Origin of the sequence: Thalassococcus profundi (assembly GCF_003344785.1) — a bacterium.
Classification (GTDB): Bacteria; Pseudomonadota; Alphaproteobacteria; order Rhodobacterales; family Rhodobacteraceae; genus Puniceibacterium; species Puniceibacterium profundi.
Genome location: NZ_QPMK01000008.1, coordinates 41980 through 58628 on the forward strand (window position 1 = coordinate 41980; position 16649 = coordinate 58628).

15 protein-coding genes and 1 pseudogene are annotated in these 16649 nt (G+C 66.1%); 12 read left to right on the forward strand and 4 right to left on the reverse strand.

Going from position 1 to position 16649, the window contains the following annotated elements:
- Positions 1-140: 140 nt before the first annotated feature.
- The 4 genes from DU478_RS11980 to DU478_RS11995 form a co-directional block, all read right to left on the reverse strand.
- On the reverse strand, positions 141-1889 hold the full coding sequence (locus DU478_RS11980; protein WP_114511211.1) for a sigma-54-dependent Fis family transcriptional regulator: 1749 nt from the start codon (positions 1887-1889) through the stop codon (positions 141-143).
- Positions 1890-2136: 247 nt separating this feature from the next.
- Positions 2137-2940: a metal ABC transporter permease gene (locus tag DU478_RS11985; RefSeq protein WP_114511307.1), complete on the reverse strand. Its 804-nt coding sequence runs from the start codon at positions 2938-2940 to the stop codon at positions 2137-2139.
- The gene (locus tag DU478_RS11990) at positions 2940-3710 is read right to left on the reverse strand and encodes a metal ABC transporter ATP-binding protein (RefSeq protein WP_114511212.1); all 771 of its coding nucleotides are present in this window, start codon (positions 3708-3710) and stop codon (positions 2940-2942) included. The genes DU478_RS11985 and DU478_RS11990 overlap by 1 nt, the downstream gene beginning before the upstream one ends.
- Complete coding sequence (locus tag DU478_RS11995; RefSeq protein ID WP_114511213.1) at positions 3707-4237, reverse strand: transcriptional repressor; 531 nt, start codon at positions 4235-4237, stop codon at positions 3707-3709. Before DU478_RS11995 ends, DU478_RS11990 begins: the two co-directional genes overlap by 4 nt.
- A 56-nt stretch (positions 4238-4293) precedes the next feature.
- Here DU478_RS11995 and DU478_RS12000 point away from each other — a divergent pair, with 56 nt between their 5' ends.
- The 12 genes and pseudogenes from DU478_RS12000 to DU478_RS12055 all read left to right on the forward strand — a co-directional run bounded on the left by DU478_RS12000 (position 4294) and on the right by DU478_RS12055 (position 16630).
- Positions 4294-5373: a metal ABC transporter solute-binding protein, Zn/Mn family gene (locus DU478_RS12000; protein ID WP_114511214.1), complete on the forward strand. Its 1080-nt coding sequence runs from the start codon at positions 4294-4296 to the stop codon at positions 5371-5373.
- Between the two features lie 72 nt (positions 5374-5445).
- Positions 5446-5769, forward strand: a complete 324-nt coding sequence (locus DU478_RS12005) for a DUF1007 family protein (protein ID WP_158545772.1) — start codon at positions 5446-5448, stop codon at positions 5767-5769.
- A 100-nt stretch (positions 5770-5869) separates the two neighbouring features.
- Positions 5870-7081 (forward strand): GTP-binding protein, encoded by a 1212-nt coding sequence (locus DU478_RS12010; protein ID WP_114511308.1) that lies wholly within the window; start codon positions 5870-5872, stop codon positions 7079-7081.
- Positions 7078-7713 (forward strand): DUF1826 domain-containing protein, encoded by a 636-nt coding sequence (locus DU478_RS12015; protein ID WP_114511216.1) that lies wholly within the window; start codon positions 7078-7080, stop codon positions 7711-7713. Before DU478_RS12010 ends, DU478_RS12015 begins: the two co-directional genes overlap by 4 nt.
- Entirely contained in the window at positions 7710-7964 is a 255-nt protein-coding gene (locus tag DU478_RS12020; protein WP_114511217.1) for a DUF6525 family protein, read from the forward strand. The genes DU478_RS12015 and DU478_RS12020 overlap by 4 nt, the downstream gene beginning before the upstream one ends.
- Positions 7965-8147: 183 nt before the next feature.
- Positions 8148-9506: pseudogene (locus DU478_RS12025) on the forward strand (ABC transporter substrate-binding protein).
- On the forward strand, positions 9503-10432 hold the full coding sequence (locus tag DU478_RS12030) for an ABC transporter permease (protein WP_114511218.1): 930 nt from the start codon (positions 9503-9505) through the stop codon (positions 10430-10432). The pseudogene DU478_RS12025 and the gene DU478_RS12030 overlap by 4 nt, the downstream one beginning before the upstream one ends.
- Complete coding sequence (locus tag DU478_RS12035) at positions 10429-11247, forward strand: ABC transporter permease subunit (RefSeq protein WP_114511219.1); 819 nt, start codon at positions 10429-10431, stop codon at positions 11245-11247. The genes DU478_RS12030 and DU478_RS12035 overlap by 4 nt, the downstream gene beginning before the upstream one ends.
- Positions 11244-12701, forward strand: a complete 1458-nt coding sequence (locus DU478_RS12040; protein ID WP_114511220.1) for an ABC transporter ATP-binding protein — start codon at positions 11244-11246, stop codon at positions 12699-12701. Before DU478_RS12035 ends, DU478_RS12040 begins: the two co-directional genes overlap by 4 nt.
- A gap of 40 nt (positions 12702-12741) precedes the next feature.
- Positions 12742-13398, forward strand: a complete 657-nt coding sequence (gene zrgA / locus DU478_RS12045; protein ID WP_233501213.1) for a zinc uptake protein ZrgA — start codon at positions 12742-12744, stop codon at positions 13396-13398.
- Between the two features lie 227 nt (positions 13399-13625).
- A complete protein-coding gene (locus DU478_RS12050) occupies positions 13626-15749 on the forward strand; it encodes a 4Fe-4S binding protein (RefSeq protein WP_114511221.1) in 2124 nt (707 codons plus the stop codon).
- Complete coding sequence (locus tag DU478_RS12055; RefSeq protein ID WP_114511222.1) at positions 15746-16630, forward strand: FAD:protein FMN transferase; 885 nt, start codon at positions 15746-15748, stop codon at positions 16628-16630. Before DU478_RS12050 ends, DU478_RS12055 begins: the two co-directional genes overlap by 4 nt.
- Positions 16631-16649: the final 19 nt, after the last annotated feature.

Below are 16649 nucleotides of genomic sequence, written 5' to 3' on the forward strand. Positions count from 1 at the left end.
TGCGTATCCTCCTCATCCACAATGTGATGGCAGGAGACTGGCGGCAGGACCGACGGTCCGACCACGAAATTCGAGTCGATTTCACGCAGAACATGGATGCGGCATTGCAGCATGTTGCACATGCAACGCCGCGCAACCGCTCAATCCGGGGGGCGCAACCCGTCCTTGCGGATGCGGCGCAGGATTGTCGACCGGTTGACCCCGAGGCGACGTGCCGCCCGGGCCATATTCCAGTTGCAGGCGTCCAGAACGGCCTCCAGATCCTGTTCGGGCGCGCGGGTTTTCGGGGCGGCGGGCAGGTCCGGCGAGTCGATCACCGTCGTCTCTGCCAGGGCGCAGGCCACATCCAGAACGTTGCCAAGCTCGCGCAGATTTCCTGGCCAATCGCGGGCGATCAGCTCGGCCCGCGCTGAGGGCGTCAACCGCATCTCTCCGCCGCGGCGGCGGCGCAGCAGACGGTCGATCAGCCACCCCAGATCCTGACGTTCGCGCAGCGGCGGCACATCCAGAACCGCGCCCGACATGCGGAAATAAAGCGCCGGTGGCAGGATTTTCCGTGCCATGAGTTCAGCCGGTGCGAGACCCGTGGTGGCAATCGGCCGCATGTCGGGAAGCGCATCCAGAAGCCCTGCCACAACGCGCGCCACATCCTCCGGCATCTCTTCGATCCGGCGAAACAGCACCGTACCGGGTCCGGCTTCCCCGGACAGCGCCACGCGCAGCATGTCCGCGCTGGAGCCGGCGCAGTGCAGTTCCACGAAACGGCCGCGGCGGGACGCCATGTGTATGGCCCGTGCCAGCTTGGTCTTGCCGCTGCCGCTTTCTCCGCTGATCAGCAGCGGCACCTGTGTCGGGGCCAGACGTTCCGCCTGTGTCAGAACGCGCTGCATTCCGGGATCGCTGTCTGCCAGCGTCGCTCGAAACCCGCTGGATGTCCTCTTTTCGCCGGATATCTTCCCCGTAGCCGCCCGACGAGGCGCCTGTGGCGCGATCGCGTGTCCGAAGACCGCGCCCCCGTCCGACAGGCTGATGACGCGGTCTTCGGTGGGCCGGTCCCGCATAAGGTCGGGAAGATCGTCGACGCCCACGCCCAGAAGGCTCTCGATCGGTTCGCCGATCAGGCTCTTTCCTCGGGTCAGCATCCGCTTCGCCGCATGTGTAGCGCCAATGACCCGGCCCGATCCGTCAAGCGACACGGCGGCTTCGGGGTCGACGTCGAGGAATTCCGGGCTCGAAGAGAAGCGCAGGACCCATTCGCGGCGGCTGGCCGCCATGAGGTTCGCCATCTCTACCCGCCGTGCCGCCGCCGTCACCAGCGACATCGCAAGATTCTGGCTGCTTTTCGGTGCCGGCGAGCGCAGAAGGGAAATGTCCAGCACCGCCGCCAGCTGCCCGAGGCTGTCGTAGATCGGGGCCGCCGTGCAGGACAGGCCGGTATGCGCGTTGCCGAAATGATCGCCCTGGTGCACCGTCACCGGCTCTCCGGTGACGATGCAGGCCCCGACACCGCAGGTTCCGGCGAGATCCTCCGCCCAGTTCGAGCCGAGGTAAAGCCCGGCGGTCCGCAGGTCGTCGACAAAGAGATCGTCTCCGAAAAAGTCGACGCACACGCCTTTGGCATCCGTCAGCAACAGCACGTAGTTCTGGCCCGCCACCTGCCGGAACAGGCTGTGCAGGCTGGACCGTGCCGCACCGATCATCCAATCGGCCTGATCCCGGTGAATGCGAAATTCGGTGTCCGAAACGATATGGGCCGGATCGCTGCGCATGGGGTCCATGCCGTAAAGCTCGACACATCGCCGCCACGACGCTTCGACATAGCTGTCGCGACCGGATGCATGGCCGTCCAGAACCTGTGCGATTTCCTCGAAGTGATGTCTCTCGACCATGAGTATCGCCTCCTGAAGCCGATCATACTCCAAAGCGGCGCTCGCCCGAGGGAAGACTTTGGTCTGAGGCAGCGGTGCCTGCACAGCGATTCAGGGAGAAAACCCCTTGGACGGCCTGTGCGGAGACGACCGCGACGGCCCGTTCGCGTCCATCGGCGAGCGGCGTCCTGGAAATGTGAGGCCGTTCATGCTGTCAGTCACGCAGGATCTGCGACGTGCCGCGCCTTCAGCCGGCATCGCACGGTCGCTAGCCTTTCTGACGCGGCATCCCGAACAGGCTGAACAGACTGGTGCCGACAAAGCACAAGGCCGCGACGCACACGATCGACGGACCGGCCGGCGTGTCCAGAACATAGGCCGCGCGGAGGCCGGCAACCGCGGATGCGCTGCCGATTGTCGCCGCGATCAAGGCCATGCTTTCGGGCGTGCGGGACAGGGGGCGCGCGGCGGCGGCGGGGATGATGAGCATTGCCGCGATCAGCAGGACACCCACGACCTTGATCGCCACGGCGACCGTGATGGCGAGCGAAAGCGTCAGCACCAATTGCTCGCGCTTCGGGTCGATGCCGCTGGCGTAGGCCAGTTCGTCGTTCAAGGTGGACGTCAGAAGCGCGGACCAGCGCCAGCCGATCAGCGCGACCACCAATGCCGCTCCGCACCAGATGACCGCAAGATCGCCACGCGACACCGACAGGATATCGCCGAAGAGATAGGCCATCAGATCAATCCGGATACCCGACAGGAACGACACGGCCACAAGGCCGAAGGCCAGCGCCGAATGTGCCAGCACACCAAGAAGCGTGTCCATGGCATAGCCGCGCCCGCTCAGCCCCGAGACGGTCAGGGCCATGACAAGCGCCACGGCGATCGCGCCGGGGAAGATGGACATGTCGAGGGCAAGCGACAGCGCGACGCCAAGGATCGCGGCATGGGCCGTGGCGTCGCCGAAATACGCCATGCGCCGCCAGACGACGAAACTGCCAAGCGGGGCGGCTGCGACCGCGACGCCGATACCCGCAAGGGTGGCGCGTGTCATGAAATCGTCGAGCATCATTCGGCCGCCTTGGTCTGGTCGCGGGGGGCGGAGTGATCGGTCCCGCATGCGCCGTCATGATCGTGCCTGTGGTCGTGATCATGCCGGTAGAGCGCCAGCGCGCCGCCGGTGCCGGTTCCGAAGAGGGCTTGATACTCGGGCGCGGAGGAGACGTGCTCGGGCGTGCCGTGACAGCACACATGGCCATTGAGACAGATCACCCGGTCGGAAGCCGCCATGACGACGTGCAATTCGTGGCTGATCATCAGCACGGCACAGCCGGTGTCGCGGCGCACGTCGTCGATCAGGCGGTAGAACGCGGCAGAGCCGGGCTGGTCAAGTCCCGCCGTCGGCTCATCCAACAGCAGGAGCCGGGGTTTGGCGACCAGGGCGCGCGCCAGCAGCACCCGCTGAAGCTGTCCGCCGGACAGCTGCGACATCTGACGCTTGGCAAGCTCCGGAACGCCCGCGCGGGCCAGCGCGGATTTCTTGTCCGCGCGACTGGCGCCCCCCGGCAACGCCAGGAACCGTTCGACGGTGATCGGAAGCGTGGGGTCGATATGAAGCCTTTGCGGCACGTAGCCCAGTACCAGGCCGGGCGCCGTTCCGATCCGGCCGGCGGTGGCCGATGCCGCCCCGACGATCGCGCGCAAAAGCGTGGTCTTGCCCGATCCGTTCGGGCCGACAATGGTGACGACCTCACCGGGGTCCACGGTCAGGCTGACATCGCGCAGGACTTCGGTCGCGCCGTAGGAAACGCTCAGATGTTCGACGTTCAAAAGGCTCATGTGTCGGAGGTGTCCGCGCAGGAGGGGCAGATGCCGAGCGCCTCGACCACGGTGCGTTCGATCTTGAACCCGGTGGCGCGGGCCGCTTCGCCAAGCGTGCCGCGGGCCGGGGCCGAATGCGCCTCGGCGACCGCGTCGCACTTGCGGCAGATCAGGAACGCGGGGGAATGACTCGCACCCGGATGCGCGCAGGCGATGAAGGCGTTGAGCCGCTCGATCTTGTGCACGAACCCGTGCTCGACAAGGAAATCCAGCGCCCGGTAGGCCACGGGCGGCTGAGCGCCGAACCCGGCATCGCGCAGAAGGTCCAGCAACTCGTACGCGCCCAGCGCGCGATGCTCGCGCAACAGGATCTCGAGCGCGGTGCGCCGCACAGGCGTGAAGCGCAGGCTGGACGCGGCGCAATGGGCCTCTGCCTCGGCGATCGCCGTGTGGACGCATTGATCGTGATCATGCGCGTCAAAGCCGATAGGTCCAGGCGCCGCCCGTACCGCTTCCGGCTTTTCCAGATGTCCACGACTTGTCATGTTATCTCATTTCCTGTATTCGACTCGCAATGTTATACAATCACGTGGAAGCGTCGATGTCCAGATACCTGATCCCTCTCTCCCTGACCACGTCGATCCTGGCCGGGGCCGCCGTGGCCGATGCCCCCAACGTCGCCGTCGATATCGCGCCGGTGCATTCGCTGGTCGCGCGCGTGATGGAGGGTGTGGGCACACCGGCGCTGATCGTGCAGCAGGGCGCCTCACCGCACGAATACAGCTTGCGCCCGTCCGAGGCACGGGCCCTGCAGGACGCCGACCTGGTATTCTGGATGGGCGAGGATCTGACGCCATGGATGGAAGACTCCCTCGAAACGTTGGCACCCGAAGCCGAGGTCACCTCGCTTCTGGATTCGGAGGGCACCGTCCTGCTGGACTTCCGGGAGGATGCGCTTTTCGCGCCGCATTCCCACGGTGACAAGGCACCCGGCGAAGAGGGGGATCACGATCACGCAGAGCACGCCGAGGGCGGAGACGACGATCATGCGCACGAAGAGCATTCGGATGACGAGGCGCATGACAACGAAGACCATGCCAACGGAGACGATCACGACCACGGAGACCATGCCGAGTCGCATGAGGACGATCACGACCATGCCCAAGGGGACCACGACCCCCATGCCTGGCTGTCCCCCGAAAACGCCATGACCTGGTACAATGTGATCGCGTCGCAACTGTCTGCCGCGGATCCCGACAATGCCGGAGCGTACTTTGCCAATGCCGCAGCGGCCCGCGAAGAGGTCGCGGCGGTGTCGGCAGAGGTGGCTGCGACCCTGGACCCGGTTCGGGACAGCCGGTTCATCGTGTTCCACGATGCCTACCAGTATTTCGAGACGGCCTTCGATTTCCCCGCCTCGGGCGCCATCTCGATCAGCGACGCCTCCGACCCCAGCCCGGCGCGCATCGCGGAAATCCAGGGTCGCATCGCCGACGAAGGCGTCTCGTGCGTGCTGTCGGAACCGCAGTTCAATCCCAGGGTCGTTGCAACCGTGATGGACGGCGCGGAGGCCAGGACATCGGTGCTAGATCCGCTTGGATCCGATCTCGAACCGGGGGCGGGACTTTACCCGCAACTCTTGCGCAACCTCGCCACCTCGCTTGCCGACTGCCTGGCGTGATCGCGGCGGAGCAGAGCTCACCTGTCGTTGAAGAAAGGTCTGATAACAGTGAGGCGCCGTTCGCATACGCTCTTGGTTTTTCTCTTCGGGTTGGCCGGGCACGCGGCGGCAAAGCCGCATGTCTTCGCGGTTTTGGAAGTGGAGTTTGACATCGACTCCACGCGCCTTTCCTCGCTACGCATCGGCTGGACATACGATGAAATCACGACCCTGGTCCTTTTCGACACCTTTGGCCTCGATGCGGATGAGCATGGCGCTTTGAAAAGCGATGTCTGGCCCGGCACGCGGCAGGCGAGGCGGAATGGCCGGACGGTTACGATGGCGACGTGTATTTCAAAGCCGACCAGCGACCGGTCGCGCTTGTCTGGCCGCTGCTGTATCTCGCGCTCCACTTGACATGATCCGCTTCCATGACGCGGCGGGTTGCACGCGCTAAATGTAATAAAATAACATAACTTTGATTCTTTCGAGCAAAGGACCGCAAGCCATGCCGATCATGACCGACACCCGCCTTCCCGTGACCGTGCTGTCCGGCTTTCTGGGCGCCGGAAAGACCACGCTTGTGAACCGCGTGCTGAACAACCGCGAAGGCCGCCGTGTCGCGGTCATCGTCAACGACCTGTCCGAAGTGAACATCGACGCCGACGTGGTGCGCGAAGGCACCAACCTCAGCCGGACCAATGTAACACTGGTGGAAATGTCGAACGGCTGCATCTGCTGCACACTGCGCGACGATCTGCTGGACGAAGTGCGCCGCCTCGCCGCCGAGGGTCGCTTTGATTACCTCCTCATCGAGTCGACGGGCATTTCGGAACCGCTCCCGGTCGCCGCGACCTTCGATTTCCGCGACGAACACGGCGACAGCCTGGCGGATGTCTCGCGGCTCGACACGATGGTGACGGTCGTCGACGCGGTGAACCTGCTGGGGGATTATTCGTCCCATGATTTCCTGAGCGACCGGGGCGAGACGATGGGCGACGCGGACGACCGCACACTGGTTCACCTGCTCACCGACCAGATCGAACTCGCCGACGTGGTGATCCTCAACAAGGTGACGGACGCAGGCCCCGAACGCACGGATGCCGCGCGTAAAATCATCCGCGCCCTGAATGCCGATGCAAGGATCGTCGAGACCGACCATTCCGACGTGCCGGCGAACGCCATCCTCGACACCGGGCTCTTCGATTACGAAAAAGCGCACGAACACCCGATGTGGGCCAAGGAGCTTTACGGCTTTGCCGATCACACACCCGAGACCGAAGAGTACGGGGTCGCATCCTACGTCTACCGAGCGCGTCTGCCGTTCATTCCCGAAAAAATCCTGAGCGTCCTGAACGGCGACATGCCCGGCGTGATCCGCGCAAAAGGGCATTTCTGGATCGCCACGCGCCCGGGCTGGGTGGCCGAGTTTTCGCTTGCCGGAGCGCTGTCCAGCGTCAAACCGCTGGGAACGTGGTGGGCCTCGGTTCCGAAAGACCGCTGGCCGGATCACGACATCGCGCGCGCCTATATGCAGGCGCACTGGCAAGAGCCGTGGGGCGACCGGCGGCAAGAGATCGTCTTTATCGGCGCGGGCATCGACTGGCCTGCCCTGAAAGACCGTCTCGATGCCTGCCTTGTCCCGGCGACCGCGGCCTCCGGCCCCGACAGCCTGCCAGACTATGCCGATCCCTTTCCGGTCTGGCGGCACGAGGAGGAGGCCGCATGATCCTGGCGCCGGAATTCCTGCGGGATGCGGCCATCGGCGTCGCGGTTGTTCGCAAACCCGAAGAACTGACACACCTCCTGAAATCCGATTGCGGTGCCGCCCTGTGGCAAAGGAAAGTCCTGCCGGATTTTCAAAGATGGATCGACGGTCTGGCGCCGGAGAACCTGCCGCGCGGTCGTCTGATCCTGCGTCCCGAAGCGGTGCGCGATGCGGTTGCCCAGCTGTGCGACCTGGCGGACATGCCCGATCATCCGCATCGCACGCGTTTGATCGACGATATCGCGGCCCTGTCGGACATCTTTGCGAAACTCATGGATGCATGCTGGCTGCGGTTGCGGCTCGATGCCGTGACCACGAACGCATGCCGCAAATTCCACATCGATGCGATCGCGGCGCGGCTGGTCTGCACCTATCGCGGCGCCGGCACGCAATACGGCAATGCGCCCAGGGGGCGGTCTCCCGACCGCGTCGTTACCGTGCCGACCGGTTCGCCGATCCTGTATCGCGGAACGCTCTGGCCGGCCCGCACGGAGACACCTTTGCTGCACCGCTCGCCGCCCATCGAAGATACCGGAGAGACGCGGCTGGTTCTCGTCCTCGACCCGGTCGACGATCCGGAGGGCGCCCTGTGAAGCCCAGCAACCGCGGAGAAACCGACCTTCGGTGCCGCCGCCGTAGCGAAGATCCGATGCGGGCCTTCGACGCATTGCCCGCACCGGTGCGCCGCTGGCTGTCGCAGGCCACCTCGCCCTGGTCGCCCGCCTCGTGCCGCAAGATCCTGCGCAGCGCCACGGCGCGGGGCGAAGACATCGACCGGGTGCTGGCGCGTCTCGATCGCGCGGAGCGGCAGACGCTCGCCAGAGGCCAAGGCGACCGAATTTGACACTCTGCACATCCTGAAGAAAGTGAAATACACCCCATGACCAAATTTCTGCTCAACATCGGCACAGCTCTGGCCGTGCTTGCGGCGGCGTCGGTGGCGGCCGCGAACGATACGCTCGATGTCGTCGCCCAGTTCGAGATCCAGGGGCCGGAGCCGTCGACCAGCGGCTACATCTTCACGCGCATGGGCATTGCCGAAACGCTGGTAAATGCCGATGCCAACGGCACTCTGACGCCCGGTCTGGCGACGGGGTGGCAGGCATCGAAGGACGGGCTGACCTGGACCTTTACCCTGCGCGACGATGTGACGTTCCACGACGGCACCGCGATGACGACGGAAACCGTGCTCAATGCGCTGGAAATTGCGCGTGGCAAACCCGGCCCGCTGGATGACCTGCCGATCACCGGTGTCTCGGCAGAGGATGGTGCGATCACGATCTCGCTGTCCGAACCCGTGGGCGCCTTGCCCGCATACCTCGCCTACTTCCGCTACCAGATTCTCGCACCTGACTCCTATGGCCCGGACGGCGCGGGTGTCGCGGTCATCGGCACCGGTCGTTAAAGCATCACGGAAATGGAACCGCCGCTGAGCCTGGATGCGACGGCCTTCGCCGGTTATTGGGGCGAGGCCCCGCATATCGCCGATGTCACTTATTCCGGCGTCAGCCGTGTCGAGACGCGAGCGCTCATGGCCGAATCCAACGAGGCGGAGTTCGTCTTCGGTCTCTACCCCGCAAGCGTCTCGCGCCTTGGAACGCTCGACAATGTCGAGGTCATGGCCGTCGACATCCCGCGGACCCTGCTGATCAAGGTGAACGCCGGGCATCCCGCCCTGTCCGCACCGGACGCCCGACGCGCATTGAGCCTGGCCATCGACCGCGAAGGCATCGCCAAAGCGGTGCTGCGCTATCCGCAAGGTGCCACGCAGTTGTTCCCGCCATCGGTCGCAGGTTGGCATGACGAAACGCTTCCGCCGCTTGCCTACGACCCGAACGAGGCGAAAGCCTTACTGGCGGAGCTTGGCTGGCAGGCAGGCCACGACGGCATCCTGACCCGCGACGGAGAACGACTCGCGCTGACCTTGACGACCTATCCGGACCGGCCGGAACTGCCGCTGGTCGCGGCCGTGCTGGAACAGCAGTTCCGCGCGATCGGTGTAGAGCTTACGATCAACACAACGAATTCTTCCGAGATCCCGGCAGGGCATCAGGACGGTTCTTTGGACCTTGGTCTGATCGCGCGGAACTTCTCGTTGATCCCCGATCCCATCGGCACGGTCCTGGGCGACTACGTCGGCAATGGCGACTGGGGCGCGATGAACTGGCAGAACGACAGCTTTGCCGAGCTGGTGCGCGGCATCTCGCGCGGAGAGGGCGGCGACAATGAGAAGGAAGAGGCCGCCGCCATCCTGCAGTCCGAACTGCCGATCATTCCCATCGCTTGGTATCAGCAGACCCTGGCCGTGTCTTACACGGTCGCGGGTGTGACCATCGACCCGTTTGAACGGACGTTCGGCCTGCAAGACATCCGGTGGGCGGAATGAACGCAGTTGTCTCAAGACTTGTGCAGGCGATCATGGTCGCGCTCCTGATCGGGACCGCGACATTCGTGATGATGCGCAGCCTGCCCGGAGATGCTGCCTGGCGGATCGCTGCCGGACGCTACGGTTACGACCACGTCGACGCTGCCGCGGCCGATGCGGTGCGCGCGGAGCTGGGCCTGGACGGCCCGGCCCTGCCTGCGCTGCTGCAATGGATGGGCGATCTGGCGTGGCTGGACTTCGGAAATTCGCTGGTCTCCGGGCAGCCCGTCATGGACGAGATCGCGCACCAGCTTGGCGCGTCCCTGTCGCTGGCGGTCGTGGCGATCCTGCTTTCGCTGCTCATCGGTCCGCCACTTGGCATTCTCGCGGGCCTCAGGCCCGGAGGTGTGCTCGACCGAATGCTGCTCGTTGCCTCGACCGGGTTGAAGGCGGTGCCGCAATTCCTGATGGCGCTGGTTCTGATCGTTTTCATTGCGGTCCAGATGAGATGGCTTCCCGCCGCCGGTCACGGAGAGATCTGGCATTTCATCCTGCCCAGCCTGACGCTGGCGCTTGGATTGGCCGCGGTCAACGCCCGCATTGCGCGCGATGCCATGGCCCGTATCGCCGACATGCCGTTCTGGCGTTTCGCGCAGTGGAAGGGATTGTCGGAGCGTCAGACGCTGTTCCGGCACGGGCTGCGCAACGTCTCGGTGCCCTTGTTCACCTATCTGGGTCTGCAATTCGTCACCCTGGTCGAAGGTGTCATCATCGTCGAATCCGTCTTCGGCTGGCCGGGCATCGGGCATGCGCTGGTCCACGCGATCTTTTCGCGTGACGTGCCGATGGTGCAGGGGACCGCTCTGGTCCTCGGACTTGGCTTTGTGCTCGTCAATGCCACGATCGACCTTGCCGTGCGCCGTATCGATCCGAGGGTAACGGCATGATCGTCATCGCGACACCGCAGAGGCGCCGGGCCATGTGGCCCGCGGCGCGGATCGTCGGAGCGGCGCATGTCCTCGTCGTCGCGCTCCTCGCCTTACTCGGGTCGGTTGTCGTCCCAAGCGATCCCTTCGCGCAGTCGCTGGTGAAAGCACTGGCCGGGCCTGATCCCGCGGCCCCGCTGGGATACGACCACCTTGGCCGATCCATCTTTCACCGTCTTGTCGATACCCTGAAACTGTCCCCGATCATTACGCTCGCAGCGGTGGCCACGGCGGGAAGCGCCGGCCTCGTCTTGGGAACGGCGGCCGCAGCCTTGGGCGGCTGGATCGAGCGCAGTCTCGTCATTCTGGCCGATGCACTGCTTGCCTTGCCGGGTCTTCTCCTGGTGCTCATCGTGCTTGCCATGGTGCCGGGGACGGCGCTGGGGTTCTGGGCCGCGCTATCGCTGGTGTTGTGGGTCGAGTTCTTTCGCCTGACCCGCGCCGCCACGCGCGAGGTCCTGGCCTCGCCGGCCGTTCAGGCGTCACGGCTCCTGGGCTTTGGTCCGATCTACCTTTTTCGCGCGCATATCTGGCCCGAAATCGCGCCGATGATGCTGACCGCTGCGGCCTTCGGCACGGCGACGGCGATCATGGCCATCGCGGCGCTTGGATTCGTGCATGTGGGCCTGCGGGCGCCGACACCCGAGCTGGGCCTGATGATGGTCGAACTGCTGCCCTACTGGCGCGAGGCGCCGCTGGCGCTTCTGTCTCCGGTCATCGCGATATTCGCGCTGCTTCTGGGGCTGACCCTTCTGGCCGGGAGCCGCAAATCATGAGCCTGTTGAAAGCCGTAGGCGTTATCGTTCTGGACGGCGGCGCGCCTCTGTTGCAGCCGCTGTCTCTCCACCTCGACCCCGGTGAGCCGTTGGTGATCCTGGGCGAAACCGGGTCCGGAAAGAGCCTTCTGGCGCAGGCGCTCATGGGCACGTTGCCGCCGGAACTGACGGCCAGGGGGCGCGTCGCCATCGCCGACCGCGTTCTCGACACAGGCAGCCCGGACCGGTTTCGCGGCCTCTGGGGGCGGGAGATCGGCGTCTTGCCGCAGGAACCCTGGCTGTCGCTCGATCCGCTGATGCGGGCGCGGGCGCAGGTGGCGGAAACCCATGCGCTTGTACGCGGATTGCCCCGGGGCGAGGCTGCGGCCCGGGCGCAGGCAGATCTGGCGGCACTTGGACTTGCCGGTGCCGAACGCCGCTATCCGCACGAATTGTCCGGCGGCATGGCCCAGCGGGTCGCCATCGCCGCGGCACGTGCTGGCGGCGGGCGCATCGTGATTGCGGACGAACCCACCAAGGGTCTTGAAGCGGGACGGCGCGACGATGTCGCGTCCCTTCTGCTGTCCGAGATGGGCGACACCGGCGGCTTGCTGGTCATCACCCACGATCTGGCACTCGCGCGTCGTCCGGGCGGCCGGTTGATCGTCCTGCGCTCTGGTGCGGTGGTGGAACAGGGACCATCCCGTCAGGTCTTTGCAGCCCCGCAGGACGCCTATACGCGGGAATTCCTTGCAGCCGATCCCGAGAACTGGTCAGCGAGGACGCCACGGGCCGGCACGGAACCGGCGGTCGTCTCTGCCCGCGATCTTGCGGTCTCGCGCGGCGGCAGATCCCTGTTCGCCGGCATTTCGCTCCGGATCGCGCCGGGACGGATATTCGGCGTCACCGGCCCCTCGGGCTGCGGCAAATCCTCCCTGGGTGACGCGCTTCTGGGTCTCATCCCGCCGGATCGCGGGACCGTGACGCGCCGTCCGGGGGACCATCCTCACGCCATGCAGAAACTCTACCAGGACCCGGTTGCCGCCTTTCCGCGGAAACGCAGCATCGGCCAGACACTCGCCGACACCGTTTCGGTGTCAGGGGGCAATTCCGCCGACGTCGACGGCCTTCTGGACCGGCTCGGCCTCGATCCGACCCTGCTCGGGCGCAGGCCCGGAGCCGTGTCAGGCGGCGATCTGCAGCGCCTGTCGCTGCTTCGGGTCCTGCTCAGATCGCCGAGCTTCGTCTTCGCGGACGAACCGACGTCGCGGCTGGACCCGATCACGCAGGCGCGTGTGATCCGGCTCCTCACCGAAATCGCTGAAAAGGACGGAGTGGCGCTGATGCTTGTCAGCCATGATGCGGCTTTGATCCGCAACACGGCAGACACGGTTCTGTCACTCGATGCGGCGGGGACCGCTGCCATTTCGGAACCTGCAACATTCGGGACACCTGTCGCCGAAGCCTTGACCTGATCCGCAATATTGATCTTCTCACAAACCAAGGAAAGGACACATGATGAAAACCCTCCAGTTGACGCTTCTGGCTTCGGTCGCGGCCACGCCGCTCTTCGCGCAGGAAACACGCGAGATGGACGCCCATGTGCATGGAGTGAGCACGCTCGAACTGGCGATCGAGGACGGCATGCTCGAACTGAGCCTGCTCTCGCCCGGCATGGACATCGTCGGCTTTGAATACGAGGCCAACAGCGATGCGGACAAGGACGCGGTCGAAGCGGCGATCCGCGCGCTGCTTGTGCCAGAGAACGTCGTGACGCTCCCGGATGCGGCGGACTGCCGGTTGACCGAGGTCCTTGCGCATCTCCACAGCGACGACCACGCACATGAAGACGCCGACGATCACATGCACGAGGGCGAAGGCGAAGATCACGATCACGACCAGCATGCCGAAGAAGCCGGACACGACGATCATGCCGAGGGCGAAAACCACGCCGAGGGCGCGGAGCACGATCACGAAGAGGGTGCCCGGCACAGCGAATTCCACGCCAGCTACAGCTTTTCCTGCGCCCATCCCGAAGACCTGACAATCATCGGCCTCCCGTTCTTCGACACCTTCGAGAACGCGCAGGAGATCGAGGCGCAGTATGTCACCGACGCAGGCGCCGGGACGGCCGAGATCCGCCGCGATGCACCGGACCTGACACTGAACTGACGATGCCGGAACCCGCCGCCGCCCTGACGGACGCGGCCTTTTCTTCGCCTGATCGGGCCGTGGCGGGTTCACGCCGATCTCTCCGAAGGTCGAAATGAGACCGGGCGACAGCGCCGCGGCATCGGGGTTGTTGGAACCGTCTGCCGGGGAGGCGCCACCATGTCCTGACCCGTCGGGCCTACGAAGGTCGGATGTCTGGCGATCCCGTGCCGTGCTTATCATCCCGGATGTTCCAGAGGCTGGCCGTTTCCGCGATTCTGATATGGGCCGCGACGGTGCTCACCGCCGCGGCCGACGTTCTTGACCGCGCAGCGATCGCAGAGCGGATCGCGCCGCCGATGACCCTGGGCGAGCAGATCACCGAGGACGGCGTCTACCAGTTGCTGAACTCCGGCGGCGCAGAGGCGGGATACGTTTTCCAGACCGAACCGATGGCGCCGCTGCCGGGGTTTTCCGGCGCGGCGATCAACGTGCTCGTGGTGCTCGACCTCGACGGTCGGTTTCTCGACGTGCGGCTCCTGACCCACAACGAGCCGATCTTCGTCTCGGGGCTGGGTCCGGCGCCGTTCCACGCCTTTTTCGAACAATACCGCGGTCATTCGATCTCTGAAACGCTGGTGGTCGGGACGCCCTACGGCGTGGGCGACGGCGGCGGTCAGCTTGTCTATCTCGACGGGGTGACCAAGGCCACGGCCAGCGTGAGGATCGCCCATGAAAGCATCCTTGCCGCGACGCTTCAGGTGGCCCGCAGCAAGATGCGCGGGGTCAGCGCCGGAAAGCCGCCCGCGCCCGCGCCCGACCACGACGAGGACCTGGACTGGCAGGCGCTGGTCGATCAGGGCATCGCGGCGAATCTGCGCGTCACCAATGCCGAGGTGCAGACGCTGTTCGCGGGGACGATCTGGGAGTTCGACGACGCCCTGGCGCTCGACGCGCCCGACGCGCCCTATCTCGACCTCTGGGCGGTGGATGTTGGCCCGCCGGCCATTGCCCGCGCCGTGCTCAACCCCGGCACGGTCGAGACGCTGGCGCGGTTCCGCGAGATTTCCGGCGACGACGAACCGATCCTGCTGATCGAGGCGGGGCGGCACGGGCTGGTGTCGGAGGACTTCGTGCGCAACACCGCGCCCGCCTGGATCGGCATGACCCAGGACGGCCTGCCGGTGGCGCTGCGCGATGCCGATCTGTTGATCGACCTCAACGCGAAGTTGCCCGAACGCTTGCAGGACGCCCGCGCGATGATCTTGCGCACCGACCGGCGGCTGGGTTTCGATCCGACCCGGCCCTGGGTGCTGGAGGTGCAAGCGGTGCGCGAACACGGTATGTTCCAGCCCGAGACCGGCTCGGTGACGCTCACGCTCGAGCACAGCACCCCGGAGCGGTTCTTCACCCAGCCCGAAAGCGCCGCCCGCAGCCGGTCGCCTTTCGAGGTCGCCATCTGGAACCGGCGCCACGACCTGATCGCGCTGGGCGTGTTCCTGGCGGTTCTGCTCCCCGCGCTGCTGATCTTCCAGTCGCGGCTGGCCGGGCTGGCCGCCTTCACGCCCGTGCGGCTGGGCGTGCTGGCGTTGGTTCTGGGCTTTGTCGGCTGGTGGGGGCAGGGGCAGTTGTCGATCGTCACGCCGCTTGCCGCGCTGCAGGCGGGGCTTGCCGGAGGCAGCCTGGCCTTCCTGCTTTACGATCCGTTCTCGCTGCTGATCTGGGGGGGCGCGGTGCTGGGCTTCGTGTTGTGGGGGCGGGGTCTTTTTTGCGGCTGGCTCTGTCCCTTCGGCGCGCTTCAGGAATTCGCGCATCACGTCGGGCGGCTGTTGCGTCTGCCACAGGTGAAGGTGCCCGCGCGCTGGGATGCCCGGCTCAAGTGGCTGAAATATGCCGTGCTCGCGGCGCTCGTCTGGGTGACGGTGGCGATCCCGGCGCAGCTTGACCGGGCGGCCGAGGTCGAACCCTTCAAAACCGCGATCACCACCTTCTTCCTCCGGGAATGGTATTACGCGGCCTACGCGCTTTTCTGGGTGTTCCTGGGCATGGTCCTCTTCAAGGGCTTCTGCCGCTATGTCTGCCCGCTGGGAGCGCTGATGGCGATCGGCGGCGCGCTGCGGCTCAGGCGCTGGATCCCGCGCCGGGCGGAATGCGGAACGCCCTGCCAGCTGTGCCGGGTCGAATGCCAGTACGGAGCCATCGAGAAAACCGGTCAGGTCGTCTATTCAGAGTGTTTTCAATGCCTCGACTGCGTGAAGATCCACGACGATGCGCGCCTTTGCGTGCCGCTGCGCCTGGACGCGCGGCGGGACCGGCGCGCTGCGCAGATCGCCGGTCATCCGAATGCGGGCGCCGCGACGGTGGCGCAATGAAGCGGCGGCGGTTCCTGTGCCTTGCCGCCGCGTTCGGGGCGGCGCCGCTTTCCGCCCGGTCCGGGGCAGGCGTGCGCTGGTCGGGCCGCGCGTTCGGGGCGGATGTCAGCCTGCAGCTTGACGGCCCGGCGGCGCAGGCCGACCTTGTGCTGAACGAACTTCCCGATCTGCTGAAGCGGATCGAGGCGACCTTCAGCCTCTACGATCCCGCGTCTGAACTCTCGGAACTGAATCGCACCGGCCTGCTGCGCGGTCCCTCGCCCTGGATGCGGCAGTTGCTGGACGTGGCGGACCGCGCGCACCGTCTGACCGGGGGGCTCTTCGATCCGACGGTTCAGCCGCTTTGGCAGGCGCTGGCCGCCGGAGGCGATGTCGCCGGCGCACGGGCGCTGGTGGGCTGGTCGGGAGTGGCGCGGGACGGGTCGGTGCGGCTGGGCGCGGGACAGGCGCTGACGTTGAACGGCATCGCGCAGGGCTTCGCCACCGATCTGGTGCTGGCGCGGCTCCGGGCGCTGGGGGCGCGGCAGGCGCTGGCTGATATCGGCGAGACGGGCGCGCTGGGCGGACCGTTCCGGCTGGGCGTGGCGGACCCCGCCGCGGGGCAGGTCGGCTGGCGCAGCCTGCGGGACGGGGCGGTCGCGACGTCGAGTCCCGGCGCCCTGCGGCTGGACCGGGACACCTTCCATATCCTGCACCCCCTGTCGGTCACGGCGCCGGCCTGGTCCACGGTCAGCGTCGCGGCCCCCGGCGCCGCGCTCGCTGACGCGCTGTCAACGGCGGCGGTGTTCCTGCCGGCAGAGGCCCTGGCGGGGCTGCGGCGCCGCGCGGGGCTGGGCCGCATCCTGTGCGTGGCGCCGGACGGAGACCTGCGCAGCGTCTGAAAGGATTGGCGCCGGTCGC